Below are 23,735 nucleotides of genomic sequence, written 5' to 3'. Positions count from 1 at the left end.
CATTCAAATGAGAAATGTGTCTTTTTATTTTGGTTATCCTTCTAAGAAAAAGAGCTGCACGAAAAATAAGACGGCAAAAATGAGCACAAGAATATGCACTTCTTTCCATTTTCCTTTTGCCAGCTTCACAAGTGGATATGAAATAAATCCTAGTGAAATTCCTGTAGAGATGCTAGATGTCAGCGGCATGGAAAGAATCACAAGAAAAGCAGGAAATGCTTCGTCAAGCTCATTCCAGCGAATACGTGACACTGAATTCATCATCAAACAGCCGACAATGATTAAGACAGGTGAAGTGATGGACGGCAAAGACGAAATGGCTTGAACGAGTGGACCAAAAAACAAGGCCACAATAAACAATGCAGCAACGGTTAAAGAGGTCAGTCCAGTTCTTCCGCCAGCAGCCACTCCTGATGAGGATTCAATGTAAGCTGTGGTTGGGCTTGTTCCAAACATTGAGCCAATTGTCGTCGCAGCAGAGTCAGCAAGTAAGGCTCTGCGTACTTTTGGGAGCTGACCATTTTTCATTAAACCTGCTTGTTCCGCAACCCCGATCATTGTTCCTGTTGTATCAAAAATCGTCACAAGTAAAAAGGAGAAGACAACAGCATACAAGTGATGGGAAAATACATCGCCAAACGCAGCGAATGGATTTGTTATCAGCATTCCTTCAGGCAGTGCTGGGGTATCCACTAACACTTTAGGAAAATGAAGCTGACCTGTTGCAAGTGCAATTAACGTGGTTGCTAACATGCCGATAAACAGCGCTCCATTCACTTGAAGAACCATTAATATGACAGAAATCATTAAACCAACGAGTGTCAAAATGACAACAGGTGAGCTTAAATTGCCAAGCTTCACAAGATTTTGTGGATCAGCAGTGATGATTCCAGACTGTCTTAGCCCAATGAATGCAATAAATAGTCCGATACCTGCTGTAATCCCGTACTTTAAATTATCTGGAATCGCCTCAATGAGTTGTTTTCTAAGGGATGTTAACGATAAAATGATAAAGAGTATTCCAGCAACAAATACCGCACTAAATGCTGTTTGATAGCTGAGACCCCCACCACCGACAACAGTGACGGTGAAATAGACATTCAGCCCCATACCTGGTGCAATCGCAATCGGATAGTTTGCAAAGAGTGCCATCCAGAGTGTACCGACAACAGCAGCGATAATGGTTGCAGTAAAGACTTGGTCAAAAGGAATGCCTGCATCTGAAAGGATTCCTGGATTGACGGCTACAATATATACCATCGTAAAGAATGTCGTCATACCAGCGAGTAATTCTTTCTTTATATTGGTTTGGTTCTCTTTTAACTGAAACATAAAATCCTCCATTTACGAACATTATTACAAAACACTTAATATAATATTCGTTTTAAGGGCGGATTGCAACCTTTTTTCAAGGAGGAATGGAAAAATGAATTGGGAAGCAGAAGTCATACGAAAAAAAGACAATTTGATTCAGGATACACAATCTTTTTTACAAATTGAAAGTGTCTTGGATGAAGAAGGCGGCATAGCAGGAAAACCGTTTGGTGAAAAAGTGGATGAGGCTCTTCAGTATATGCTCAAAAAAGGGCAGGACGAGGGCTTCAAAGTGAAAAATGTTGATGGTTATGCTGGTCATATTGAATATGGAGAAGGCGAAGATATCGTCGGTGTGCTATGCCATGTGGATGTCGTGCCTGCGGGAGACGACTGGACAACCCCGCCATTTTCAGCGGACATAAGAGAAAATAAAATCTTTGCAAGAGGAGCCATTGATGATAAAGGGCCGACCATGGCGGCGTTTTACGCATTGAAAATGTTAAAAGATGCCGGTCTGCCGCTGTCGAAAAAGATTCGAATCATCATTGGTACAGATGAAGAAAGCGATTGGAGATGCGTGGATCACTATTTCAAGCATGAGGCGATGCCGCAAATTGGCTTTGCGCCAGATGCTGATTTTCCAATTATTCATGCTGAAAAAGGGATCATAGATGCCATCGTATCCTTTACATACGAACAATCAGAAGAAAACAAGCGTTACATCCTTAAGCAATTCACATCAGGCATGCGTCTCAATATGGTCCCAGATGAGGCTCGCGCGATTGTGGCAGCAGCAAATGATCACGATGCTGAAGCATTAAAAACGGCTTTTGCAGCCTATCTTGCGGAAAATCAGTTAACCGGTGAGACAAACCATACAGCAGATGGACTGACATTCACATTAAAAGGTGTATCAGTTCATGCAATGGAGCCGGCGAATGGCACAAATGCGGGCATTCATATGGCGAATTTCTTATGTGCGCATGAATTAGATGAAAGAGGGCTCGCTTTTACATCACAAATAAATGCTTTATTTGATCAAGACACAAGAGGACAAAAACTCGGCATCGCTTGTAAAGATGATATTAGTGGTGACTTGACCTTGAATGTTGGCACAATCCGCTATTCGCAAAACGAAGAAGCGAAGCTTGGGCTGAATGTCCGCTATCCTGTAACAGCGGACGGTGAGGAAGTCAAAAAAGGGATTGAACGAATAAAAGGGGCAGCGATTGAGAAATTTGATGACAGTCCTCCTCATCACGTCTCAAAAGACCATCCACTTGTGAAAACATTACAGCGTGTCTACGAAGAACAAACAGGAGATCCTGCCCATCTTATTGCGATTGGGGGAGGAACGTATGCAAGGTCATTAGAAGCAGGCGTTGCCTTTGGCCCTCTATTCCCAGGAAGACCTGATTGTGCACATCAAAAGGATGAATATATCGAAATCGATGATTTACTACGAGCAACTGCGCTATATGCACAAGCCATGTATGAATTGGCGAAATAAAAAAGGAAAGAGAAGAGGGGTTTCACCGTGAAAAAAATGTTCTTATGCTCTTCATTCAAAGACAGCTATTCTCTCTTGTCTGACTTTGCAGGCGACACCTTAAAAGGAAAAAGTGTGACATTCATTCCGGCAGCCAGTGAAGTGGAAGAAGTCACGCACTATGTCGATGCAGCAAAAGAAGCCTTTCATCAATTAGAAATGCGTGTAGAGACTGTTCAGCTGCCCGGACAAACGGTTCAGGAGATCACACAGATCATTGGAAAGAATGATGTCATGTATGTATCTGGCGGCAATACCTTTTATTTGCTGCAAGAATTAAGAAAGCACGGGCTCGATCGTGTATTGAAAGAAGAGATCGGCAAAGGCAAGCTGTATATCGGAGAATCCGCGGGGAGTATTATCATGGCGCCAAGCATTGAATACATCTCACTGATGGATGATCAGGAGAAAGCGCTAGAGTTATCTTCCTTTGAAGGATTCAATGAGACCAGCAGCTATCCGGTACCGCATATAAACAATCCTTATTTAGGTGAAGCCGCGCAGCATATCATAGAGAAAGATCAAAATACGCTCTCTTTATGCCCGCTCACTGATGAACAAGTTTTACTTGTGACAGGCGAACAGACTGAGGTCAAGACGGTCTGAGTTGTTCCTTTCAGCGTGTAGACAAACCCTCGCATTCGGTGTCAGTCCTGCGCTCTGGTGCTCACGAATGTCAAATTCGCTCCGCGCCAGTACTCGTCCTTCCTAGGGCTGCAAAGGTTTTTGAAAAGATGACAAAGGGCTAAAATCAAGTTCATTTTAGCCCTTTGTCAACAATCTGAAAGGAACAGGAGCATATGCCCTGTTCCTTTTTTAATCTTGAAACACATCACTTGATAAATAACGTTCACCCGTGTCTGCTGTCATACAAATGACAATGTGATCCTTTGGCATTTGCTTGGCCGCTTCAATCGCTGCATAGCATGCCGCACCAGATGATGGACCGACTAAAATACCTTCAAGACGGGCGAGCTTTCGTGTGATGTCGTAAGCATCTTCATCACTCACTTGCACAATCTCATCATACACCTGTTCGTTTAAAATATGTGGGATAAATCCTGGACTTGTGCCAACAAGCTTATGTTTGCCAGGTTTCCCGCCTGATAAAACAGGAGACCCCTTTGGCTCTGCCACATGTATCGTCAATTCCGGGAATGCTTTTTTGAGTTCCTCTCCAGTGCCTGTAATGGTTCCGCCCGTTCCAGCAGTTGCGACAAAAGCGGCAAGGGGCTGCCCGATCTGTTGCACTGCATCGATAATTTCTACAGCCGTTGTCCCTCTATGAGCATCGGGGTTCGCACCGTTGTCAAATTGCATGGGAATAAAGCTGTTAGGAATTTGAGCAGCTAATTCTTCTGCCTTGCGAATACAGCCTGGCATTTTTTCCTCCCCTGGGGTTAAGACGACCTGTGCGCCGTATGCCTTTAAAATATTGATTCTTTCTTGGGTCATCGAATCAGGCATGATCAGAATGGCTTTGTAGCCTCTTGCAGCAGCGTTCATCGCTAAGCCAATTCCTGTATTCCCGCTCGTTGGTTCAATAATTGTTGCCCCTTTTGTGAGCTTTCCTTGTTTTTCTGCCTCAAGGATCATATTGTAAGCAGCCCGATCTTTTACACTTCCGCTAGGATTAAATGATTCCAGTTTTAAATAAACAGCAGCGCCATGTTCTGGCTGAAGGCGCTGTAATTTTACAAGTGGTGTATGACCTATTAATTCAGCTATATTTTGTGCAACCTTCATCATGTGACACCCTTTCTTCTCATTCCGCATTACTTTAGTTATACTATCATCAATGGGGATTCGTAAAGTTTGTTAAAAAGGACAGGTGAAAATATGGCCGAAAGCCGTCATTATTTTATCGGGATTCCAATCCCTGAACAACTCGCGTATCAAATGAAAGCGGATATAGACAAGAGGAGCGGACTTTCCTTTCAAAAATGGACAGAACCCACTGATTATCATGTCACCCTTGTGTTTTTAGGCGCGATTCCAGAGGACCGTTTAAATAAGATATCTGAGCTACTTGCACAGCTGTCTCATGAGGTGTCTGTTTTCCCGTTGAAGCTGAATGAAGTAGGAATATTTGGTCAAAAGGAGCGGCCGAGAGTCTTTTTTGCAAAGCCTAGTGAAAGTAAGCCTTTGATGGATCTAAGAGAAAAGGTAAAAACAGCCGTTTTGACAGCAGGTCATCCTGTCGAAAAGAGACCCTTTCATCCACATATGACGATTGCGCACAAATGGAATAGGGAACAGTCCTATATAGAACAAGCACCCTTACGGAAAGAACCATATTCGATGGAGGTTTCTAGTATCGCTTTATTTGAAATCCGTCTAAAAGAAACCCCGCGTTATCACGCGATCAAACAATTTACACTACATAAATGATTCTAGAGGTTGGAGTGAGCAGCAGATGGCGCAAATTATTAAAATCCAAGATTATATATCACGATATGAACAAGACCCGCATCATTACATCAATCAGTTTATTCGGTTGAAAAAACAAAGATGGGACGAGTTAAAAAAGGCTTCAAAAGAGCAGGTGCAAAAGCAGGCTGACCAAGCCACCGAGCAAGCACCTGAGCAAGAGGAAGAAAAGAGAAAGAAATTCTCCTTAAAAAGAAAGCAAAAAGAAGCCGATATGAAAAAGGAACGGGACCTGAGTCTTTTTAACGAGCCAACAGATATAGAACAAGGTGTTTTTACAAACGTTCCTACCGATGAAACGAAGCTGATTCACTTTTTTAAGGATCATCTTTACGATGTTCAATTAAAATGGGCCAGCTCGACGATCTCTCATATTTCAACTGTCTCTCACCACATTCGATATGATGAAAAGCTGCGGATGCTTGCAAGGCAGCTGCCAGATTCTTATTTTGTGATGTACAAGCCGGTGCTGCTCATTCAAAAAGCTGAGATGGAATTGTGTCCAGTGCTCATTACGCCGCTTGAAGTCATCTGTTTATCTTTCTTAGAAGCAGAGCCAGACAGCGTATATATTGGATCGAAGGAACGTTTTTGGGAAAAGCGGGCGACTGGAAAAGCTGTTCAATCCGTCTTGAACCCTTGCGCAAGCCTTCTTCGCTCTGGAACTGTTGTGTCAAAAATTTTACAGCAAAGTGGTGTGGAGCTTCCTGTGAAAAAAATCCTCATCAGCCGCACCTCGTATATTGATTTGCCCGAAGTTCCATTCGGGATGGAGGTTGTCGATAAGAAGAAAGCGGAGGATTGGTTTGAAAAGCAGCGGAAAAACACCGCGCCGACAAAGCACCAGCAATTTAAGGCGACAAAGGCATTGCTCGCTTATGGTGAATCAGACAGCAAAAGAAGGCAGGAATGGCTTGATTAAAGGCATATCAAGGTCACCAAAAAATGAGACCTGAGTGGAGCTAATATATGAATGAATGGTACTTTATCGTCAATCCAGCAGCAGGACAAGGAAAAGGACTCCGCACTTGGAGAAGCATAGAGAAAGAATTACAAAAGGTAGAGATCTCATACAGATCGTTTCTTACCCAGCATGAAGGACATGCCGAAGTTTTGGCGAGACAGATTAGCGCTATGCAAGACGACAGATTGAAACGGTTGATCGTCATTGGCGGTGACGGCACAATTCATGAAGTGCTAAATGGTTTAAAAGAAATCGATCATGTGCAGCTAAGCTTTGTCCCAGCAGGTCATTGGAATGATGCTGCGAAGGGGCTGGGCATCCAGCGTCATGATGTGATCAAAGAAGTGAGAAAACAAAAGAGGATGCTGACGAAAACATTTTCTCTCGGTTCCTTTCAAGATCATGCAGAAAGTCCGCAATCTGTTCTTTTTCTCAATCATATTGGTGTTGGGTTTGATGCGCATGTTTTGAAGAGAACGGTACATTTTAGAGGGAAAAAGTGGCTCAACCGACTCAAACTCGGGTTTATCATCTACCCGCTGTCTTTTCTACATTCGTTATGGTCATTCAAACCGTTTGACCTTGCTCTTTTTATTGAAAATGAGAGAAAAGTATTTCGCCAAGTGTGGTTTGTGATCGTATGTAATCACCCTTATTATGGGGGCGGGCTGGAAGCAGCGCCCGAAGCGAGTGCGAGGCAATCAGGATTTCAAACGCTCGTTGTCACGGATTTGAATCCATTGAAAGTCCTCTTATTTTTAAGTGCAATGGTTTTTAAAAAGCACCTTGTAATGGAGGGAGTCACCCTTTTTCAGTATGAAGAAGCCTACTTGGAGGCAGATGAAAAAATCTTATTTCACGCCGATGGAGAAGTGATTGGCGCCACTCCAGTGTTTGTTAAGGCTAGTGATCGATCGTTAAAATTACGTGGCTAAGAAGCAGCCAGTGTGCGCACGAGCACAAGAAACATGAAAAAAGACTTCCTTTTTCATAAGGTTCTTGTCCTGATTTTCTAGTTTTGCTTGACGAGTATAAGAAGGTAGCGATAAAATCTATAGGACGGCTATTGTTTAGCATCTCATTCTCAATAGCTGTCCTTTTTGTTTTTATGATCATATAAATAAAAAATAAACAGCCAATTGATCTCAATCGGCTGAATTTTGTCGACTAAAAAAGCATGATTTAAAATATTTTAAGAAATGATGGGTTGAAAATTGATATGAACTGGTTGGGACAAATATTAGGTAGCGAATGGCACATCTCTCCTGCTGGAGGCGCTACGGGAGATGCGTACTTCGCAACACACAATGACCAAAAGCTATTTTTAAAACGCAATACGTCACCGTTTCTTGCGGTTTTGTCAGCTGAAGGCATTGTGCCGAAGCTTGTCTGGACAAAACGGATGGAAAATGGGGATGTCATTACTGCGCAGCACTGGCTGAGCGGCAGAGAGCTGAAGCCAAAGGACATGAATGACCGTCCTGTAGCGGAGCAGCTAAGAAAAATTCATACATCAAAAGAGCTGCTCGATATGCTGAAACGATTAGAAAAGCACTCGCTTGACCCGGCATCGATCTTGATGCATCTCAAGGCATCGATCTTAAAAGAGCAGATTGACTCACATGATATCACGCGTGCTATCCAGTATTTAGAGAAACATGTGGAGGCAGTTCATTTCGAGGATAAGGTCGTATGCCATTGTGACCTCAACCATAATAATTGGCTGCTGACAGATGAAAATCAGCTCTTTTTAATTGATTGGGATGGGGCAATGATTGCAGATCCAGCGATTGATCTTGGACCGCTCTTATACCATTATGTTGAAGAAGAGAACTGGGAAAGCTGGCTCTCTATGTATGGTGCTCCGCTGACTGACAACTTGCGAAAACGCATGGCATGGTATGTGCTGGCTGAAACCGTATCGTTTGTCGTTTGGCATAAAAGAAAAGGAAATGAAAAGGCGCAAAAAGAAGTGCAAGCCGAGCTACATGCACTCTTAAAACGGTTAAACATCCATTAAGACAGTGGAATGTTCTCGACCCAGTCAGATAGATGCGATTGATGCGCTTCGATATGTGCATCAATTGAACTGACAGAAGTGCCTTTTTGGCTGTAATCATAAATATCGGTTAGTAGCTGACGAACGTCAGCATCCAAATCTTCTTTTGCCAGCATTAATTGAATCACTCGTCCCACCTGTTCATATTCTGCAACAGTCCCGCAGCAATCCAGCTGGTGATCAGTTAAAATATCTTTGATTAATTGAAGCTGATGTTGGCGGTTTAATCCCATACGTATGCTCCTTTCAGGGCGTGTCATTTATGTGGTTAAACTGTGCATTCAGCTTTGATTTTATACATGAAGCAGACCAGCCCAAATAGCAGCTGGTCTTTTTCATATGTGCGGATAAGTTGCTGTCTTGCGGCTCTTTATGTTTCATGGTATCTTGATAAAATGTAAAGAAAATAGAGGTGTATCAAATTGAGAATGCGACATAAACCATGGGCGGATGATTACTTAGCTGAAAATGCTCATATTGCTTTAGCCAACCCTGAACAATACAAAGGGAAATGGCATGAGCTGTTTGGAAATGATCATCCAATCCATATCGAAGTCGGTACAGGAAAAGGGAGCTTTATTGCCGGAATGGGCAAGCTTCATCCTGAGTTGAACTATATCGGCATTGAATTATTTAAAAGTGTCATTGTGACGGCAGTCGATAAAATCAAAGAAACAGATGTAGAAAACGTAAAGCTTCTAAACATCAACGCAGAGACACTGACAGATGTCTTTGCGGAAAATGAGATTGACCGGGTGTATTTGAACTTCTCTGATCCGTGGCCAAAATCAAGGCATGAAAAACGTAGGTTGACGTTTAAAGCCTTTTTAAAGCGATATGAACAGATCCTCCGTCCAGGCGGTGAATTACATTTCAAAACCGATAACCGCGGACTATTTGAATATTCCTTGAAAAGCTTTTCGTCTTACGGACTCCTTTTAACATATGTGAGCCTTGATTTACATGAGGATGGTCTCGAAGGAAATGTCATGACAGAATATGAAGAGAAATTCTCTTCCATGGGACAACCGATCTATCGATCAGAAGTGAAATTCCCTGATTAACAAGCGAACAAAGCTGGCTGCAACGAACGATTGCGGTCAGCTTTTTTTGATAAAAAGATTAGCACATGCGATTTTCCTTTGTATTTGCTACGATAGAAAAAGGAGGGATGACAGCAATGGAGACAATGAAAATAGGTGAAATGGAACTGTTCTGGTTAAATGGGGGAGATACACACATGGATGGCGGTGCCATGTTTGGCGTGGTGCCAAAGTCATTATGGTCAAAAAAATACCCTGTGAATGATCGAAATCAAATTGAATTACGGTGTGATCCAATGCTCATACGGTGGAACGGTCTTCATCTGTTAGTAGATTCCGGCATCGGGTCAGGGAAGCTGACAGAGAAACAAAAACGCAATTATGGCGTCACAGAGGAAACGAAAATAGAAGAATCACTTGCGGCTCTCGGTTTGCGCCCATCTGATATAGATTACGTCTTAATGACTCATTTGCATTTTGATCATGCAAGCGGGCTGACAAAACGTGAAGGCGATGAGCTCGTGTCTGTTTTTCAGCAGGCAAAAATCATCACGTCCAAAATTGAATGGGACGAAATGAGAGCGCCGAACATCCGCTCAAGAAATACATATTGGAAAGAAAACTGGGAGCCTGTTGCCGATCAAGTCATGACATTTGAAGATAGCATCGAAGTAACAGAAGGCATTCGCCTGCATCATACAGGTGGACATAGCAATGGGCATATCATCTTAACGCTCACAAGTCAGGGAGAAACAGCTATTCATTTAGCGGATATCATGCCGACACACGCTCATAAAAATCCGCTTTGGGTCTTGGCATACGATGATTATCCAATGACCTCGATCCCGGCGAAGCAAAAATGGCAGGCATTTGCCGAAGAAAACAATGCATGGTACTTGTTTTATCATGATGCCATCTACCGTGCTGTAAAGTGGGATGAAGACGGGGCAATGACCCATGAGGTCAAAAGAGAAACCGGAAGATAAAAGATCATCTGTATGTTTTTTCACCTTTCACACAAAATAACGACAAAATGAACTTGTGAAAGGAAGAGTGCAGGTGAATCAATTTTATCGTGTACATGGTGATGTCATCGAGACACCGTTAAGAGGGATGGAAGTCATGTCTGTCCCTTATTTAAACAAAGGGGTCGCATTTACAAAGGAAGAGCGGGAAGAGCTTGGGTTAAAGGGATTTCTGCCGCCGAAGGTGTTAACACTAGAAGATCAAGCAAAGCGTGCATATGAACAGTTCAAAGCACAGCCAGACGCACTTGGGAAAAATGTGTATTTAACTGCGCTTCATGACAGAAATGAAGTGCTCTTTTATAAATTATTAAATGAGCATTTGGCAGAAATGCTGCCGATCGTTTACACACCGACCGTAGGAACAGCGATTCAGCGTTACAGCCACGAGTATAGAAAGCCAAGAGGAATTTATTTATCCATTGATGACCTAGAAGGAATGGAAGAAATTTTTGCATCTTACGGAGTGGATGAATCAATTGATCTCATTGTCGCAACAGATGCAGAAGGAATTTTAGGCATCGGTGACTGGGGTGTAGGCGGAATCGCCATTTCAGTCGGGAAGCTGGCTGTTTATACAGCCGCAGCAGGTATTGATCCTAGTCGTGTGCTGGCAGTGGTACTTGATGCTGGGACCAACCAGGAAAGCCTTTTAAATGATCCGCTTTATGTGGGAAATCAGCACTCCCGCGTTCGAGGAGAGCGCTATGATCAGTTTATTGATCAATATGTTGAGCTTGCCCGTGCGACTTTTCCAAATGCACTTCTTCACTGGGAAGACTTCGGTACAAAAAATGCGCGCGCCATTTTGGAAAAATATAAGGACCGTATTTGTACGTTTAATGATGATATTCAAGGAACTGGAGCCGTTTCACTTGCTGCGGTTCTGGCTTGTGCAAAAGCATCGAAGGTTCCGCTGAAAGATCACCGAATCGTGATCTTTGGAGCAGGTACAGCAGGGATTGGTATAGCCGAGCAAATTCGTGATGCCATCGTGCGAGATGGTGTCAAAGAAGAGGAATCATATGATCATTTCTGGTGTATTGATAAAACGGGATTGCTCACAGATGATTCACCCGACATTCAGCCATTCCAAAAGCCGTATGCAAGACGTTCTGATGAAGTGAAGGATTATGCACGTAATGGTCCAAAGCATTCAATTGATTTGTTAGAGGTCGTGAAGCAGGCGAAACCTACGATCTTAATTGGTACCTCAACTGTAGGTGGGGCATTTACAGAGGAAATAGTGAAAGAAATGGCGTCACATGTAGAGCGGCCAGCGATTTTACCGATGTCAAACCCGACACCTCTTTCAGAGGCAAAGCCGGAAGATCTCATTGAGTGGACAGAAGGACGTGCGCTTGTCACAACGGGAAGCCCGTTTGATCCAGTTGAATATGGCGGTGTGACATATGAAATTGGGCAGGCAAATAATGCTCTTGTGTTTCCAGGGCTTGGTCTTGGAACGATTGTGTGTAAAGCCCGTCTCATGACAGACAGCATGTTTGTTGCGAGTGCTGAAGCGATTGCGAGCATGGTCAATGTCGGAAAACCGGGTGCTGCGATGCTTCCAAGTGTTGATCAGCTCAGAACGGTTTCAGCGACAGTGGCTGTCCGTGTGGCACAAGCAGCGATTGACGAAGGAATTGCGGAAGAAACCCCTGATGACCTCATTCAGGCTGTGCAAGACGCCATGTGGCACCCTGTATACAAAAAAATCAAAGCCATCTAAAAAAAGCTTCGCAAGGACTTGTCTTTGCGAAGCTTTCTTATTAAGCAACAGAATCAATGACATCAACGATCATGCCTGTTTTTGCATCAATCATGACTTCATACTGTTCCAGCTCGCCAAAGGCGGAGCGTGTAATGCCAGATTTGTACACATCAATCGTTTCACCATTTACGGTATACGGTTCTGGTACAGTATAAATCCAAGAGCCATCAATCGGACCGCGCTGTTTAAAAGCGGATTTCACAATTTTTAACGCTTTTTCAGACGAGATATACGTCGGGAAAAAGACTTTCTTTGCAACAATTGCAGCGGCTACGCCAATACTCGCACCAATCAGAACATGTTTTAACTTCAACGTGCTGCACCTCCGTATTGCTGTTTTTTCCATTATACAAAACTCGTCCAGCGATGTTAAGAAATCCGAATACTTGAAAGCATATTCAAAATTTCTGGAGAGATACTTGGAAAACCGAAAGAATTCTTATAGTATAAAGTGAGTGTTATTTTTATAGGAATTTATATGGTCATTACATAGAAATGAGGGTAACTGTCAAATGAACGAAGAAACAATGTCGCTTTTCCGAAATTTAACAGAACTACAAGGAACTCCAGGTAATGAGCACCATGTGCGTGCTTTTATGAAAAAGGAACTTGAGAAATATTCCGATGAACTCATACAGGATCGTCTTGGCGGAGTGTTTGGTGTCCGTAAAGGCCCAGAGAACGCGCCGAAGATTATGGTGGCTGGTCATATGGATGAAGTCGGCTTTATGGTGTCATCCATTACGAAAAACGGAATGATTCGTTTTCAAACACTTGGCGGCTGGTGGAGTCAAGTGATGCTTGCGCAGCGTGTGGATGTTCATACGGATCACGGGCCAATTCCGGGCGTTGTATCGAGCACACCTCCTCACCTTCTGACACCAGAACAAAAAAGCAAACCAGTAAAACCGTCAGATATGCTGATTGATATTGGTGCAGACAGTGAAGAAGAAGCGAAAGAGCTTGGTGTTCGCCCAGGGCAGCAAATCGTTCCTGCAACGGTCTTTACCCCAATGGCCAATCCGAAAAAGATTTTAGCCAAAGCTTGGGATAACCGCTATGGGTGCGGACTTGCCATTGAATTATTGAAAGAATTAAAAGACGAAGCTCTTTCATGTCAGCTATATTCAGGCGCCACCGTACAAGAGGAAGTAGGGCTCAGAGGGGCTGAGGTAGCTGCGAATATGATTCAGCCTGATCTGTTCTTTGCTCTAGATGCGAGTCCCGCAAATGATGTGACGGGAGACAAATCACAATTTGGCCAGCTTGGAAAAGGTGCACTTCTTCGTATTTATGATCGCACGATGATTACGCATCGAGGCATGAGAGAATTTGTTCTCGATACAGCCGAAACAAACAATATTCCATATCAATATTTCGTATCGCCAGGCGGTACGGATGCTGGACGTGTCCATATCTCAAATCAAGGTGTACCGTCTGCTGTTATTGGTGTATGTGCGCGTTACATTCATACAAGTCACTCTGTCTTGCATGTGGATGATTATGCAGCGGCAAAAGAATTAATTGTTCGTCTTGTTAAAAATTGTGATCAAAGCACGGTGGATTCGATTTATCAACAAGTGTAAACGATAAGAAAAAGGCTGCCTCTTTTAAGAGCACAGCCTTCAGCGTGTAGACAAATCCTCGCATTCTTTGTCAGTCCTGCGTGCGGGTGCTCACGAATGTCAAATTCGCTCCGCACCGGTACTCGACCTTCCTAGGGCTGCAAAGGTTTTCTATCACGCTGAAAAGAAGAAAAAGGGCTAAAATCAAGTTCATTTTAGCCCTTTTTCTTATTCTTGTTCAAACACGTATGACAACGCCTTAATTGCTTGATTCACTGTTTCGACAGTGATATTTGCTTTGTTTGATAGTTCCTTTAGTGGATGATGTAATTCTTTAGGACGAATCAAAATAAGGGGTTTTCCTTTGGCGATGGCAGAAGAAGCATCCATTGCCGTGTTCCACTGTTTATATTTCTCACCAAAGCGGGCGATGACAACGTCTGCCTTATTTAATAAGAGTTCGGTGCGGAAATTGTTCAAATCAGAAGCCGCATCGTCTTTCAAGATGGCATTTGGCTGCCCGCCTAAAATATCTTCTCCGATGTTATCTGATCGGTCATGATTCTCCATTGGACCAACAAACGTCACTGGCAGTTTCAAAGACTGGCTTTTTTCCTTAATTTCATCACGCCACTGGCTATGAATTTCTCCAGCTAAATAAACCGTTAATTGCATAACAATCTCCTCCTTGTGCACAAACTTAGTAAAGGTTTGCCCTGTTTCTTTTCATGTTACACAAGAAGTGCTTGATAAAGCAAAAAAAATATGATTATGATATTCATGGTAGAGACTATTTTTCATCGTAAGAAGACTACATATGGAAGGACAGGCCTCTTCGTCTTTCCTATGAGAAAGCAGGAAGACGACGTTGATGACTTATTTAAAAAGAAAGGGTATTTCCCTTTCGCCAAAGGTGTATTTTATTGATGCACTCTCTTATATGGCTTTAGGTCTATTTGCTACATTAGTGGTAGGGCTGATTTTAAAAACAGCAGGCGGTCTGTTATCATTTCCTCTCATCGTGGAAATGGGAACGCTCGCAATGGGGCTGATGGGACCAGCAATTGGCGTAGCGGTTGCTTATCGCTTAAACGCTTCTCCTTTAATTATTTTCGCAAGTGTTGTTTCAGGTGCTGCTGGAGCAGAGCTTGGGGGACCTGCTGGAAGCTTCGTGGCTGCTCTCATTGGTGTGGAATTAGGCAAACTGATCAGTGGTGAGACAAGAATTGATATTATTTTAACGCCGCTTGTGACCATTATCACAGGTTTTCTCACTGCTGCTTTCATCGGCCCTGGGATTCAAGCGGTGATGACAGGGCTCGGCAGGCTGATCGTATGGGGGACTGACCAAAGTCCACTCATCATGGGCATGCTGGTTGCAACCATTGTTGGACTTGCTCTTAGCTCACCGATTTCAAGTGCTGCGCTTGCGCTGATGCTTGATTTAAGCGGTCTTGCTGCTGGTGCGGCAACGATTGGCTGCTGCGCGCAGATGGTCGGCTTTGCTGCTGCAGGATTTAGAGAAAATCGTTTTGGCGGTCTTGCTGCGGTAGGCATTGGAACATCAAAACTACAGCTGCCGAACATTGTGAAAAATCCGCTCATTCTCATTCCGCCGACGATTGCAGGACTGATTCTTGCGCCAATTGGTATCATTGGCTTTGGGATGGTCAATAATGCGGCAGGAGCGGGTATGGGAACGAGCGGTCTTGTCGGCCAGCTCATGACACTCACAGTCATGGGATTTCATCCATCTGTTTTCCTTGCAATTGCTCTCTTGCATATCGTTGGCCCGGCAGTGATTAGTTTGGTAGTATCAGAATGGATGAGAAAGAAAGGCTATATACAATTCGGAGATTTAAGTATACAAACTGGAGGAATCAAACATGAAAAAAATTGAATCAAACGAAGAATTACAAAAAGTGATTCAAGAAGACTTAACTGTATTACTATTTTCAGCTGACTGGTGCCCGGACTGCACATTTATTGAGCCGTTTTTGCCAGAGCTAGAAGCAAACTACCCAGAATTTGAATACTTCTATGTGGATAGAGATCAGTTCATCGACACTTGTGCAGAGTGGGAAATTTACGGAATTCCAAGCTTTTTAGTCTTTAAAAACGGACAAGAGATCAACCGTTTTGTCAGCAAAGATCGTAAGACAAAGGAAGAGATTGAAGCATTTTTAACAGATTCTCTTTCTAAATAACGAAAGGAGAGTCTTATCATGGCGAAAATGACATCAAGACAGCTTGCCAATCAATTGAAAAGCCGTCTGACGAACGACAGCTGGACCCACCAGTTCGACAGGGAAAAAGATACGCTTCGTGTGGAAGATAAACATACAGGAAAGGGCATCACGCTTGAGCTCCCGCCGATTATTGCAAAGTGGGAAGTAAAGCCTGATGAAACACTGGATGAGATCGTTTATTATGTGAAAGAGGCGCTCAGCGCAATGAAAGGTGAAGCGCAGCACATCTCAGGCAAAGAGAAGCACATTTATCCGGTCATTCGTTCAACGTCCTTTCCAGAAACATCAAGTGATGAGATTCCGCTCGTTTTTGATGAGCATACAGCAGAGACAAGAATCTACTATGCACTTGACCTTGGAAGCACCTACAGATTAATTGACGAGAAGATGCTGCAAAAGGAAAACTGGACAAAAGAACGAATCAGAGAAACCGCAAGTTTTAACGTCCGTTCACTAAAGACTGTGGTGAAAATGGATGAAGTGGCGGGCAACCGTTTTTATTTCTTCCGTGCAAACGACGGGTACGATGCAAGCAGAATTTTAAATGAATCGATTTTACAAGAATACGCGCAAAAAGTAGAGGGGCAAATGGCCATTTCCGTTCCCCATCAAGATGTGTTCATCATTGCAGATGTACGCAATGAATCAGGCTATGATATTTTAGGGCAAATGTCGATGAGCTTCTTCGCCAGCGGCACGGTTCCGATTACGGCCTTGTCATTTTTATATGACGAAGGCAAGCTTGAACCGATCTTTATTCTTGCAAAAAGCAGACCAAAACAGCAGTAGAAGGGAATTTTGAAGAATGAACGTTTTTTATAATGCAGAAGGTGTCGGCGACACACTCCTTATTTCATTGAAAGATGTAACAAGAGAAGAAGTAGGTCATGAAACGTTTGGAGATGTCGTAAGAATCTTCAATCAAGACACAAAAGAAACAACAGGTTTTAATATTTTCAATGCATCTACTTACATGAAAATTGAAGAAAACGGATCTGTACCGCTTTCTGAAACGCTTGTTCAAGATATCAATGAAATTTTAAACCGCAACGGTGTCAGTGAAACATTAACAGTGGATCTATCACCTAAGTTTGTGGTCGGTTATGTGAAGGAAAAAGAAAAACATCCGAATGCAGATAAACTGAACATTTGCCAAGTAGATGTTGGCGATGAAACCTTACAAATCGTGTGCGGTGCACCAAACGTTGATCAAGGTCAATATGTTGTGGTTGCAAAGGTCGGTGCTGTGATGCCGAGCGGTTTGGTGATCAAAGATGCTGAACTAAGAGGTGTTCCTTCAAGCGGAATGATTTGTTCTGCAAAAGAATTAGATCTTCCGAATGCGCCTGCTGAAAAAGGAATCCTTGTTCTAGAAGGAAGCCGCCAAGCTGGCGAACCATTTGAAGCGTAACCTCCCATAAACGGGTACAAATGAGCGAAGAATGTGTTATACCAAAAGTCACTAAGTACGTACTTAGTGACTTTTTTTCATCTACAGACAGCATGAACAGCAAAGCGTAGCACTTTTCTCGCTTTTCTGCATGAAAAAGCAATGGTATACTAAAAATCGCCCAAGAAAACGTAAGGGGAGTTAAAGTGAGTGATAAATGATGAGTTGGTTAGATAAATTTTTTAGTGTATTTTTAGGAGAAGAAAAAAAAGAAGAAAAAGCTGAGAGGCCTGAAACAGGTCCGATTGCACCAAAGCAGCCAGCTGTTGAACAACATAAAGAATATAAAAAAGTTGAAGATACGAAAGTGTATTATGAATATCCAAAAGGCAATTTCCGCTTTCCTCTCGTTCCAGATGAACCTGCACGTGAGGCAGCAAAGCAACAAGAAAGAAGGCGCACGCGGCCAAGTCAGCCAAAGGCAAAGCAGACGAACTATCAGCCAAAACAAACAGTGCAGCCTGATCTCAATAAAAAGCCTTTTAAACCAGAGCAAATCCCTTCACCTATCTATGGCTACCACCAGGATATGCGTCCAAAACATGCAGCAGCCAAAGAAGACACATCTTCTGTCAAAATGAAATCGGCAGAAGAAACGTCACAGCGTGTCACACTGTTATCAGAAGAAGCAGAGCGTGAACGGAATGTAAGACAGCAAATGAACATCCCGTCTATACGAAAAGAACAACGTATGGAAGACATGATGTCAGCCCAAAGAGCAGAACAAGTAGAGAAGCAATCTGTCACGACGCCGCTTACTTTGCAAGAGGAACTCGATTATCAAGATCACGTTCAATCAACGATGGAACGTTTATATGACGAGCCTTTCAGTGAGACAGAGGATCAAGATCAAGCTTTGTCACAGACCAAAGACGATCGAGAAGCATCCTTACATATGGAGCAAGCTGAAGCATCTAACGAGCCTCTAGAGATGGAGCAAGAACAGGCAGTCACCGTTGAACAAGAAGAGCCGATGATTCCGCTTGAAGATGATGCTGAGAAAAAAGAGAGCTTTACATTTGAAACAGCTTTAAGCGCATCACCAGCACTCGACATGGAGATAGAAAGCCCGGTAGAAGAAACTGCGATGCTGGAAGAGAATGAAGTAGAGGCTATGGAGGAAACAACAGAGGCTGCATGGATAGAAGAAAGTCAAGCAGACGTGTCAGTGGCAGCATTTGAACAAGAAGAACCGGTGATCATACAAGATTCGCAAGATGATGATTCTCTGCCGGAAGAAAAATTAACAGATGATGAAGTCATGCCAGTTGAAGAAGCATCAGATGAATTTGCTGACTCTGGACAAGCAGAGATCGCCGGGGATATGGCAGAAGAGCTTGAGGAAACACCTGAAGAAACGCCTGAAATAAAACGTGAAGAACCAAAACCGTCTTCTCCACAGCCAAAGCGCTCAAGCGGTCAAACCTCCACCGTTCCTTTTAACGTCATGATGTTAAAAAGTGATCAGCGCGTGCAAGGACAGAAGAAAACGGCAGATGCACAAGGATATGTATTTCCGAGTTTAGCCCTTCTAGACGTTCCGCCAGCACAAAAAGAAGAGGACGGAACATGGGTGAAAGAACGGGCAGAACTGCTCAATGCCACACTGAAAAATTTCAATGTCAGAGCAAGTGTTGTTCATGTGACGCAAGGTCCTTCTGTTACAAGATTTGAAGTGCATCCTGAACCAGGCGTGAAAGTGAACAAAATTACAAACCTGTCAGATGATATCAAACTCAGTTTGTCTGCAAAAGATATTCGCATCGAAGCGCCGATTCCTGGGAAGAACACGATTGGAATCGAAGTGCCGAACCTTCACAGTAAAATGGTTTTCTTGAGAGAAATGATCAGAAGCAGTGCCTTCAGAGACAATCCATCTCCATTAACGGCGGCGCTCGGATTGGATATTTCCGGTCAGCCCGTTGTGGTTGATTTGCAAAAAATGCCGCACGGCTTAATTGCCGGAGCAACAGGTTCGGGGAAAAGTGTCTGTATTAATACCATTCTCGTGAGCCTGATGTTTAAAGCCTCACCTGATGAAGTGAAAATGCTGTTAATCGACCCTAAAATGGTCGAACTGGCGCCGTATAATCACATTCCGCATCTTGTGAGCCCAGTTATTACTGATGCCAAGACAGCAACAGCTGCCCTGAAATGGGTAGTAGATGAAATGGAAAGACGCTATGAACTGTTTGCACACTCTGGTGTGAGAGAAATCAAACGATTTAACGAACTGGTGAAAGAAAAACAAATGGGCGAAAAACTGCCATATCTCGTCGTTGTCATTGATGAGCTGGCTGATTTAATGATGGTCGCACCAAATGAAGTCGAAGAAAGCATTTGCCGAATTGCCCAAAAAGCAAGAGCATGCGGGATTCACTTACTCATTGCGACGCAAAGACCTTCTGTTGATGTCATTACAGGCCTCATTAAAGCAAACATCCCAACAAGAATTGCTTTCTCTGTTTCAAGCCAAGTGGATTCAAGAACGATCATTGATATGGCAGGTGCTGAAAAGCTTCTCGGAAAAGGAGACATGCTGTTCTTAGAAAATGGCTCTGGCAAACCGACAAGGCTACAAGGGAACTTTGTATCAGATCGAGAGATTGATGAAGTGGTAGCGCATGTGAGAAAACAGCGCAAACCTGTGTTTCTTTTTGAACAGGAAGAATTGATGCTCCAAGGCTCTGCCATTACAGACGAAGATGAATTGTTTATGGACGCATGCCGATTTGCCATCGAGCAAAATAGTGCAAGTACATCCAGTTTGCAAAGAAGGTTTAGAATTGGCTACAATCGAGCAGCGAGATTGATTGATATGATGGAACGTGAAGGGATGATCTCTGGGGCAAAAGGCAGTAAGCCAAGAGAGGTCCTCATGACACTGAGTGACTTAGAACAATTGATCTAAACAAACCACTTCATTTTTTTGATAAACATGGTATGATAGCACATAGGTGCAATTTTTGAATTGGACGCTTTTCGCATGCCTGTCTGAACGCTTTTTAATGAAAATGAGCGAAAGCAGGTGTTAGAAATGGGAAAGTTGTCGGATACTAATCATAGTTAATATTGATTAGAATAGGAAGATCGGAAAAAAATCTTTATTTGGAGCTGCGATTTGTGATCAGCTAGAGACAAAAATCACAAGTTGCAAATTGAAATGAGCGTCATATACTGTAAGTCAGATAGACGTTTGTTGGAGGTACAATTATGACTGTTTATCATTTTGTTGGAATAAAAGGGACAGGTATGAGTCCACTGGCCCAAATTCTTCATGATACTGGGTATACTGTCCAAGGATCGGATATCGAAAAACATATCTTTACACAAAAAGCATTAGAAGAACGAAATATTAAAATTCTTCCATTTGACCCAGATAATATTCAACCAGGGATGACGGTGATTGCAGGAAATGCATTCCCAGATACACACCCTGAGATTGAGCGTGCTCTTTCTGAAGGGATTCCTGTTATTCGTTATCATAAATTTCTTGGAGAATACATGGATTCATTCACAAACGTTGCAATTACTGGTGCTCATGGTAAAACATCGACAACAGGTCTGCTTGCACATGTGATGCAAGCGGCAAAACCAACTTCCTACTTAATCGGTGATGGATCTGGAATGGGGAAAGAAAACAGCGAGTATTTTGTATTTGAAGCGTGCGAATACCGCAGACATTTCCTCAGCTACCATCCAGACTATGCGATCATGACCAATATTGATTTTGATCACCCTGATTATTTCACGGATATTGATGACGTGTTTGATGCGTTTCAAAACATGGCACTTCAAGTGAAAAAAGCCATTATCGCCTGCGGTGATGATGAGCATCTTCTCAAGATCCAAGCAAAAGTACCTGTTGTGTACTACGGATTCAATGAAGAAAATGATTTCCAAGCACGAAATGTTGTGAAAAACACAGAAGGCACCACATTTGATGTATTTGTACGTAATACGTTTTATGATACCTTCTACATTCCTGCTTACGGAAACCACAATGTCCTTAACTCATTAGCGGTTATTGCATTATGCCACTATGAGGCCATTGATGTAGAGCTCATCAAAGGTGCTTTAACGACATTTGGCGGTGTGAAACGACGCTTTAATGAAAAAGTAGTCGGTGAACAAGTCTTAATTGACGACTATGCGCACCATCCGACTGAAATTGAAGTCACGATCGAAGCAGCTCGCCAGAAGTATCCAGACCGTGATATTGTAGCAGTCTTCCAGCCGCACACTTTCACTCGTACACAGCAATTTTTAAGTGAATTTGCAGACAGTCTGAAAAAAGCGGACTATGTGTACCTCTGTGATATTTTCGGTTCAGCTCGTGAAAACATTGGGAAACTAAGCATTGAAGACTTGCGGGAAAAAATTCCGCAAGCCCAATTGATTGAAGAAGAAGAGACATCTGTGCTGAAAGCACATGAAAATGCGATCTTGGTCTTTATGGGCGCAGGAGATATTCAAAAGTATCTTCGTGCTTATGAGAAAGTCGCAGTATAATTGCCTGTCAAAAAGTGCCGATTCAATCGGCGCTTTTTTATTTTGAATAAAATGTGACAAAGGGGCTAAATGTGACAAGATGTGCCGCTTTTTTTCGTTCGCTGTGGACAGGAATTGGCGAATAAGTGTAGAATTATTATTCAATCGGTCATTCTAGGCGATGTTTGAATGATACAACGAGAGGGTATTGAATTGAATATGCCCGCAGCAAAGGAGGTATCAGATGATTATTATTCTCTATTTAAGCGTTGCACTCATCGCAATCGCTTTCCTCATTCTTGTCATCTACTTGTCCAAAACATTGAAATCCTTACAGCTGACATTAAAGAATGTCGCATCAACTTTAGAAGGTCTTGAAGGACAGATGCAAGGCATCACCACAGAGACAGCACAGTTGCTACATAAGACCAATCAGCTTGCTGAAGATATTCAAGACAAATCGGCAAAACTTAACACAGTTGTGGATGCGGTGCAGGGAATTGGTGGCTCGATCAACCAATTTAATACAAGCATAAAGCAGGCAGCTGGTGCGGTTTCTTCATCCGTTGAACGAAATCAAGAGAAAGTCACGGATGTGGTAAGCTGGAGTAACGCAGCACTTGAAATCTATAAAAAATGGAAACAGCGTAAACAACAATAAACAACCATTTTCGCATAGGAGGAATAATCATGAGCAAAGACGGAATCAATAGCAAAGACTTTTTGATCGGAACACTTATCGGTGGCATTATCGGTGCAACAACGGCATTATTTTTAGCACCAAAGTCAGGGAAAGAGCTTCGCGATGATTTGAACACCCAAGCGAATGCCCTAAAAGAAAAAACAGATCGTCTTACAACAGATGCAAAGGAAAAAGGCACTGAATATGTGACGATTGCGAAAGACAAAACATCTGAATTGTCTCAGCTCGTAGCAGAGCAGTCAAACCAGATTTTAGACAAAGTAAAAGACATAAAAGATCGTACAGCTGGAAAAGCTAAACAAGTAAAAAGCGAAGCAGAAGATGCTGCAGCAAATATTGCAAATGAAGCTTCAGATGTAGCAGATGAAGCAAAAGTAAGAGCACAAGAAGCAAAAGCAGACATTGAAGACGGCATCAAAGATGTCAAAGAAAAAGTAGAACAATCTACGAAAGGCTAACTCGCTGCTTAAGTTAGGAAGGAGCACATCATGTCTAAACAACTCATAGAAACAGAAGAACAGTTTGATCAACTAACGAATCAAGACGGAACCTTTGTCTTTTTTAAGCACAGTTTGACATGTCCAATCAGCCAAGCTGCTTTTCAAGAGTTTGAAGCGTTTGCGTCAGAACATGAGGATGTTCCTGCTTATTTCTTGCAAATTCAAAACACAAGAGAGCTTTCATCCTATGTGACTGAAAAGTCAGGGATCAAGCACGAAAGCCCGCAGGCACTCATCTTTAGCGGTGGCAAAGTAAAGTGGCATGCTTCTCACTCAAGCATTACAAAAGAAGCGCTTGAACATAACATGTAGAAAAACGTCAGCGATTGCTGACGTTCAAGATTGTGGACAAAGGGCTAAAATGAATTTTATTTTAGCCCTTTGTCTTCTTTTCAGCGTGATAGAAAACCTTTGCAGTCTAGGAAGGACGAGCACTGGCACGGAGCGAATTTGTCATTCGTGAGTACCAGCGCGCAGGACTGACAAAGAATGCGAGGGTTTGTCTACCCGCTGAAACGTCAGCGATTGCTGACGTTTTTTTTATAAAAAGGGTTTACTTGCATCAAAAGTATGCTATAATCTTACACATAATACTTTATCGCTTAAAAGCGTTTGG

Annotated in this window: 24 protein-coding genes; 19 read left to right on the top strand and 5 right to left on the bottom strand. The window is 42.8% G+C overall.

Annotated elements, in window-relative coordinates; translation table 11 throughout:
* Window positions 1–33: 33 nt before the first annotated feature.
* Entirely contained in the window at window positions 34–1,332 is a 1,299-nt protein-coding gene (locus M2353_RS13975) for an NCS2 family permease (protein WP_017358329.1), read from the bottom strand.
* A 94-nt stretch (window positions 1,333–1,426) separates the two neighbouring features.
* Between M2353_RS13975 and pepV the strand changes: the two genes are divergently transcribed.
* Together pepV and M2353_RS13965 are read left to right on the top strand one after the other, a co-directional pair.
* Window positions 1,427–2,827 carry a dipeptidase PepV gene (pepV, locus tag M2353_RS13970; protein WP_217967901.1) on the top strand — a complete coding sequence of 467 codons (1,401 nt, stop codon included), beginning with the start codon at window positions 1,427–1,429 and terminating at the stop codon, window positions 2,825–2,827.
* 27 nt (window positions 2,828–2,854) lie between these two features.
* Complete coding sequence (locus M2353_RS13965) at window positions 2,855–3,472, top strand: Type 1 glutamine amidotransferase-like domain-containing protein (RefSeq protein WP_284725599.1); 618 nt, start codon at window positions 2,855–2,857, stop codon at window positions 3,470–3,472.
* 210 nt (window positions 3,473–3,682) lie between these two features.
* Here the strand turns inward: M2353_RS13965 and cysK are convergent, their stop codons facing one another.
* Complete coding sequence (gene cysK / locus M2353_RS13960) at window positions 3,683–4,612, bottom strand: cysteine synthase A (RefSeq protein WP_411238087.1); 930 nt, start codon at window positions 4,610–4,612, stop codon at window positions 3,683–3,685.
* A gap of 69 nt (window positions 4,613–4,681) precedes the next feature.
* Between cysK and thpR the strand changes: the two genes are divergently transcribed.
* The 4 genes from thpR (at window position 4,682) to M2353_RS13940 (ending at window position 8,280) form a co-directional block, all read left to right on the top strand.
* Window positions 4,682–5,257, top strand: a complete 576-nt coding sequence (thpR, locus tag M2353_RS13955) for an RNA 2',3'-cyclic phosphodiesterase (protein WP_284725598.1) — start codon at window positions 4,682–4,684, stop codon at window positions 5,255–5,257.
* A 25-nt stretch (window positions 5,258–5,282) separates the two neighbouring features.
* On the top strand, window positions 5,283–6,218 hold the full coding sequence (locus M2353_RS13950; protein ID WP_008343036.1) for a hypothetical protein: 936 nt from the start codon (window positions 5,283–5,285) through the stop codon (window positions 6,216–6,218).
* 47 nt (window positions 6,219–6,265) lie between these two features.
* Entirely contained in the window at window positions 6,266–7,195 is a 930-nt protein-coding gene (locus M2353_RS13945; protein ID WP_284725597.1) for a YegS/Rv2252/BmrU family lipid kinase, read from the top strand.
* Window positions 7,196–7,479: 284 nt separating this feature from the next.
* Window positions 7,480–8,280 carry a phosphotransferase family protein gene (locus M2353_RS13940; protein ID WP_205627782.1) on the top strand — a complete coding sequence of 267 codons (801 nt, stop codon included), beginning with the start codon at window positions 7,480–7,482 and terminating at the stop codon, window positions 8,278–8,280.
* Here M2353_RS13940 and M2353_RS13935 read toward each other — a convergent pair.
* The gene (locus M2353_RS13935; protein ID WP_024719286.1) at window positions 8,277–8,552 is read right to left on the bottom strand and encodes a YtzH-like family protein; all 276 of its coding nucleotides are present in this window, start codon (window positions 8,550–8,552) and stop codon (window positions 8,277–8,279) included. The two genes, M2353_RS13940 and M2353_RS13935, sit on opposite strands and share 4 nt — an antisense overlap.
* Before the next feature lie 189 nt (window positions 8,553–8,741).
* Here M2353_RS13935 and trmB point away from each other — a divergent pair, with 189 nt between their 5' ends.
* From trmB to M2353_RS13920, 3 genes are all read left to right on the top strand, one after another.
* A complete protein-coding gene (gene trmB / locus M2353_RS13930) occupies window positions 8,742–9,383 on the top strand; it encodes a tRNA (guanosine(46)-N7)-methyltransferase TrmB (RefSeq protein ID WP_284725596.1) in 642 nt (213 codons plus the stop codon).
* 116 nt (window positions 9,384–9,499) lie between these two features.
* On the top strand, window positions 9,500–10,348 hold the full coding sequence (locus tag M2353_RS13925) for a YtnP family quorum-quenching lactonase (protein WP_284725595.1): 849 nt from the start codon (window positions 9,500–9,502) through the stop codon (window positions 10,346–10,348).
* A gap of 73 nt (window positions 10,349–10,421) precedes the next feature.
* A complete protein-coding gene (locus tag M2353_RS13920) occupies window positions 10,422–12,119 on the top strand; it encodes an NAD-dependent malic enzyme (RefSeq protein WP_008343042.1) in 1,698 nt (565 codons plus the stop codon).
* A gap of 40 nt (window positions 12,120–12,159) precedes the next feature.
* Here the strand turns inward: M2353_RS13920 and M2353_RS13915 are convergent, their stop codons facing one another.
* Complete coding sequence (locus tag M2353_RS13915) at window positions 12,160–12,474, bottom strand: PepSY domain-containing protein (protein WP_003217759.1); 315 nt, start codon at window positions 12,472–12,474, stop codon at window positions 12,160–12,162.
* Window positions 12,475–12,673: 199 nt separating this feature from the next.
* Here M2353_RS13915 and M2353_RS13910 point away from each other — a divergent pair, with 199 nt between their 5' ends.
* Entirely contained in the window at window positions 12,674–13,747 is a 1,074-nt protein-coding gene (locus M2353_RS13910) for a M42 family metallopeptidase (RefSeq protein ID WP_017358321.1), read from the top strand.
* Window positions 13,748–13,954: 207 nt separating this feature from the next.
* Here the strand turns inward: M2353_RS13910 and M2353_RS13905 are convergent, their stop codons facing one another.
* A complete protein-coding gene (locus M2353_RS13905; protein WP_007501817.1) occupies window positions 13,955–14,401 on the bottom strand; it encodes a YtoQ family protein in 447 nt (148 codons plus the stop codon).
* A 196-nt stretch (window positions 14,402–14,597) separates the two neighbouring features.
* On the opposite strand from M2353_RS13905, the gene M2353_RS13900 reads away from it, so the two are divergent.
* The 9 genes from M2353_RS13900 to ytxJ all read left to right on the top strand — a co-directional run bounded on the left by M2353_RS13900 (window position 14,598) and on the right by ytxJ (window position 23,431).
* Complete coding sequence (locus M2353_RS13900; RefSeq protein ID WP_019743715.1) at window positions 14,598–15,626, top strand: PTS sugar transporter subunit IIC; 1,029 nt, start codon at window positions 14,598–14,600, stop codon at window positions 15,624–15,626.
* Window positions 15,613–15,933 carry a thioredoxin family protein gene (locus M2353_RS13895; RefSeq protein WP_003217665.1) on the top strand — a complete coding sequence of 107 codons (321 nt, stop codon included), beginning with the start codon at window positions 15,613–15,615 and terminating at the stop codon, window positions 15,931–15,933. The genes M2353_RS13900 and M2353_RS13895 overlap by 14 nt, the downstream gene beginning before the upstream one ends.
* An 18-nt stretch (window positions 15,934–15,951) precedes the next feature.
* The gene (locus M2353_RS13890; protein ID WP_008343044.1) at window positions 15,952–16,764 is read left to right on the top strand and encodes a DUF1444 domain-containing protein; all 813 of its coding nucleotides are present in this window, start codon (window positions 15,952–15,954) and stop codon (window positions 16,762–16,764) included.
* A gap of 16 nt (window positions 16,765–16,780) precedes the next feature.
* Entirely contained in the window at window positions 16,781–17,386 is a 606-nt protein-coding gene (gene ytpR, locus M2353_RS13885; RefSeq protein ID WP_007501813.1) for a YtpR family tRNA-binding protein, read from the top strand.
* 196 nt (window positions 17,387–17,582) lie between these two features.
* Window positions 17,583–20,336: a DNA translocase FtsK gene (locus M2353_RS13880; RefSeq protein ID WP_284725594.1), complete on the top strand. Its 2,754-nt coding sequence runs from the start codon at window positions 17,583–17,585 to the stop codon at window positions 20,334–20,336.
* Window positions 20,337–20,638: 302 nt separating this feature from the next.
* Window positions 20,639–21,937 (top strand): UDP-N-acetylmuramate--L-alanine ligase, encoded by a 1,299-nt coding sequence (murC, locus tag M2353_RS13875; protein ID WP_008343047.1) that lies wholly within the window; start codon window positions 20,639–20,641, stop codon window positions 21,935–21,937.
* Between the two features lie 223 nt (window positions 21,938–22,160).
* Window positions 22,161–22,577: a DUF948 domain-containing protein gene (locus M2353_RS13870; RefSeq protein WP_017367864.1), complete on the top strand. Its 417-nt coding sequence runs from the start codon at window positions 22,161–22,163 to the stop codon at window positions 22,575–22,577.
* Between the two features lie 29 nt (window positions 22,578–22,606).
* Window positions 22,607–23,077, top strand: coding sequence for a YtxH domain-containing protein (locus tag M2353_RS13865; protein ID WP_007501807.1), 471 nt, complete (start codon window positions 22,607–22,609; stop codon window positions 23,075–23,077).
* A 30-nt stretch (window positions 23,078–23,107) separates the two neighbouring features.
* Window positions 23,108–23,431: a bacillithiol system redox-active protein YtxJ gene (gene ytxJ, locus M2353_RS13860; RefSeq protein WP_007501805.1), complete on the top strand. Its 324-nt coding sequence runs from the start codon at window positions 23,108–23,110 to the stop codon at window positions 23,429–23,431.
* Window positions 23,432–23,735 lie beyond the last annotated feature (304 nt).

Source organism: Bacillus aerius (assembly GCF_029894105.1).
Taxonomy (GTDB): domain Bacteria; phylum Bacillota; class Bacilli; order Bacillales; family Bacillaceae; genus Bacillus; species Bacillus altitudinis.
The sequence above is the reverse complement of the archived record's forward strand: the minus strand, read 5'-3'. Positions and strand labels throughout refer to the sequence as shown.

Bases quoted from the DNA above. Each gene is read 5' to 3' on its own strand.
- M2353_RS13900 (WP_019743715.1), top strand. From the start codon at position 14,598: ATGACTTATTTAAAAAGAAAGGGTATTTCCCTTTCGCCAAAGGTGTAT.
- M2353_RS13935 (WP_024719286.1), bottom strand. From the start codon at position 8,552: ATGGGATTAAACCGCCAACATCAGCTTCAATTAATCAAAGATATTTTA.
- M2353_RS13940 (WP_205627782.1), top strand. From the start codon at position 7,480: ATGAACTGGTTGGGACAAATATTAGGTAGCGAATGGCACATCTCTCCT.
- M2353_RS13950 (WP_008343036.1), top strand. From the start codon at position 5,283: ATGGCGCAAATTATTAAAATCCAAGATTATATATCACGATATGAACAA.
- pepV (WP_217967901.1), top strand. From the start codon at position 1,427: ATGAATTGGGAAGCAGAAGTCATACGAAAAAAAGACAATTTGATTCAG.
- M2353_RS13925 (WP_284725595.1), top strand. From the start codon at position 9,500: ATGGAGACAATGAAAATAGGTGAAATGGAACTGTTCTGGTTAAATGGG.
- murC (WP_008343047.1), top strand. From the start codon at position 20,639: ATGACTGTTTATCATTTTGTTGGAATAAAAGGGACAGGTATGAGTCCA.
- M2353_RS13975 (WP_017358329.1), bottom strand. From the start codon at position 1,332: ATGTTTCAGTTAAAAGAGAACCAAACCAATATAAAGAAAGAATTACTC.
- M2353_RS13880 (WP_284725594.1), top strand. From the start codon at position 17,583: ATGATGAGTTGGTTAGATAAATTTTTTAGTGTATTTTTAGGAGAAGAA.
- M2353_RS13890 (WP_008343044.1), top strand. From the start codon at position 15,952: ATGGCGAAAATGACATCAAGACAGCTTGCCAATCAATTGAAAAGCCGT.
- ytpR (WP_007501813.1), top strand. From the start codon at position 16,781: ATGAACGTTTTTTATAATGCAGAAGGTGTCGGCGACACACTCCTTATT.
- cysK (WP_411238087.1), bottom strand. From the start codon at position 4,612: ATGAAGGTTGCACAAAATATAGCTGAATTAATAGGTCATACACCACTT.
- M2353_RS13905 (WP_007501817.1), bottom strand. From the start codon at position 14,401: ATGCAATTAACGGTTTATTTAGCTGGAGAAATTCATAGCCAGTGGCGT.
- M2353_RS13865 (WP_007501807.1), top strand. From the start codon at position 22,607: ATGAGCAAAGACGGAATCAATAGCAAAGACTTTTTGATCGGAACACTT.
- M2353_RS13910 (WP_017358321.1), top strand. From the start codon at position 12,674: ATGAACGAAGAAACAATGTCGCTTTTCCGAAATTTAACAGAACTACAA.
- M2353_RS13945 (WP_284725597.1), top strand. From the start codon at position 6,266: ATGAATGAATGGTACTTTATCGTCAATCCAGCAGCAGGACAAGGAAAA.
- M2353_RS13895 (WP_003217665.1), top strand. From the start codon at position 15,613: ATGAAAAAAATTGAATCAAACGAAGAATTACAAAAAGTGATTCAAGAA.
- ytxJ (WP_007501805.1), top strand. From the start codon at position 23,108: ATGTCTAAACAACTCATAGAAACAGAAGAACAGTTTGATCAACTAACG.
- M2353_RS13870 (WP_017367864.1), top strand. From the start codon at position 22,161: ATGATTATTATTCTCTATTTAAGCGTTGCACTCATCGCAATCGCTTTC.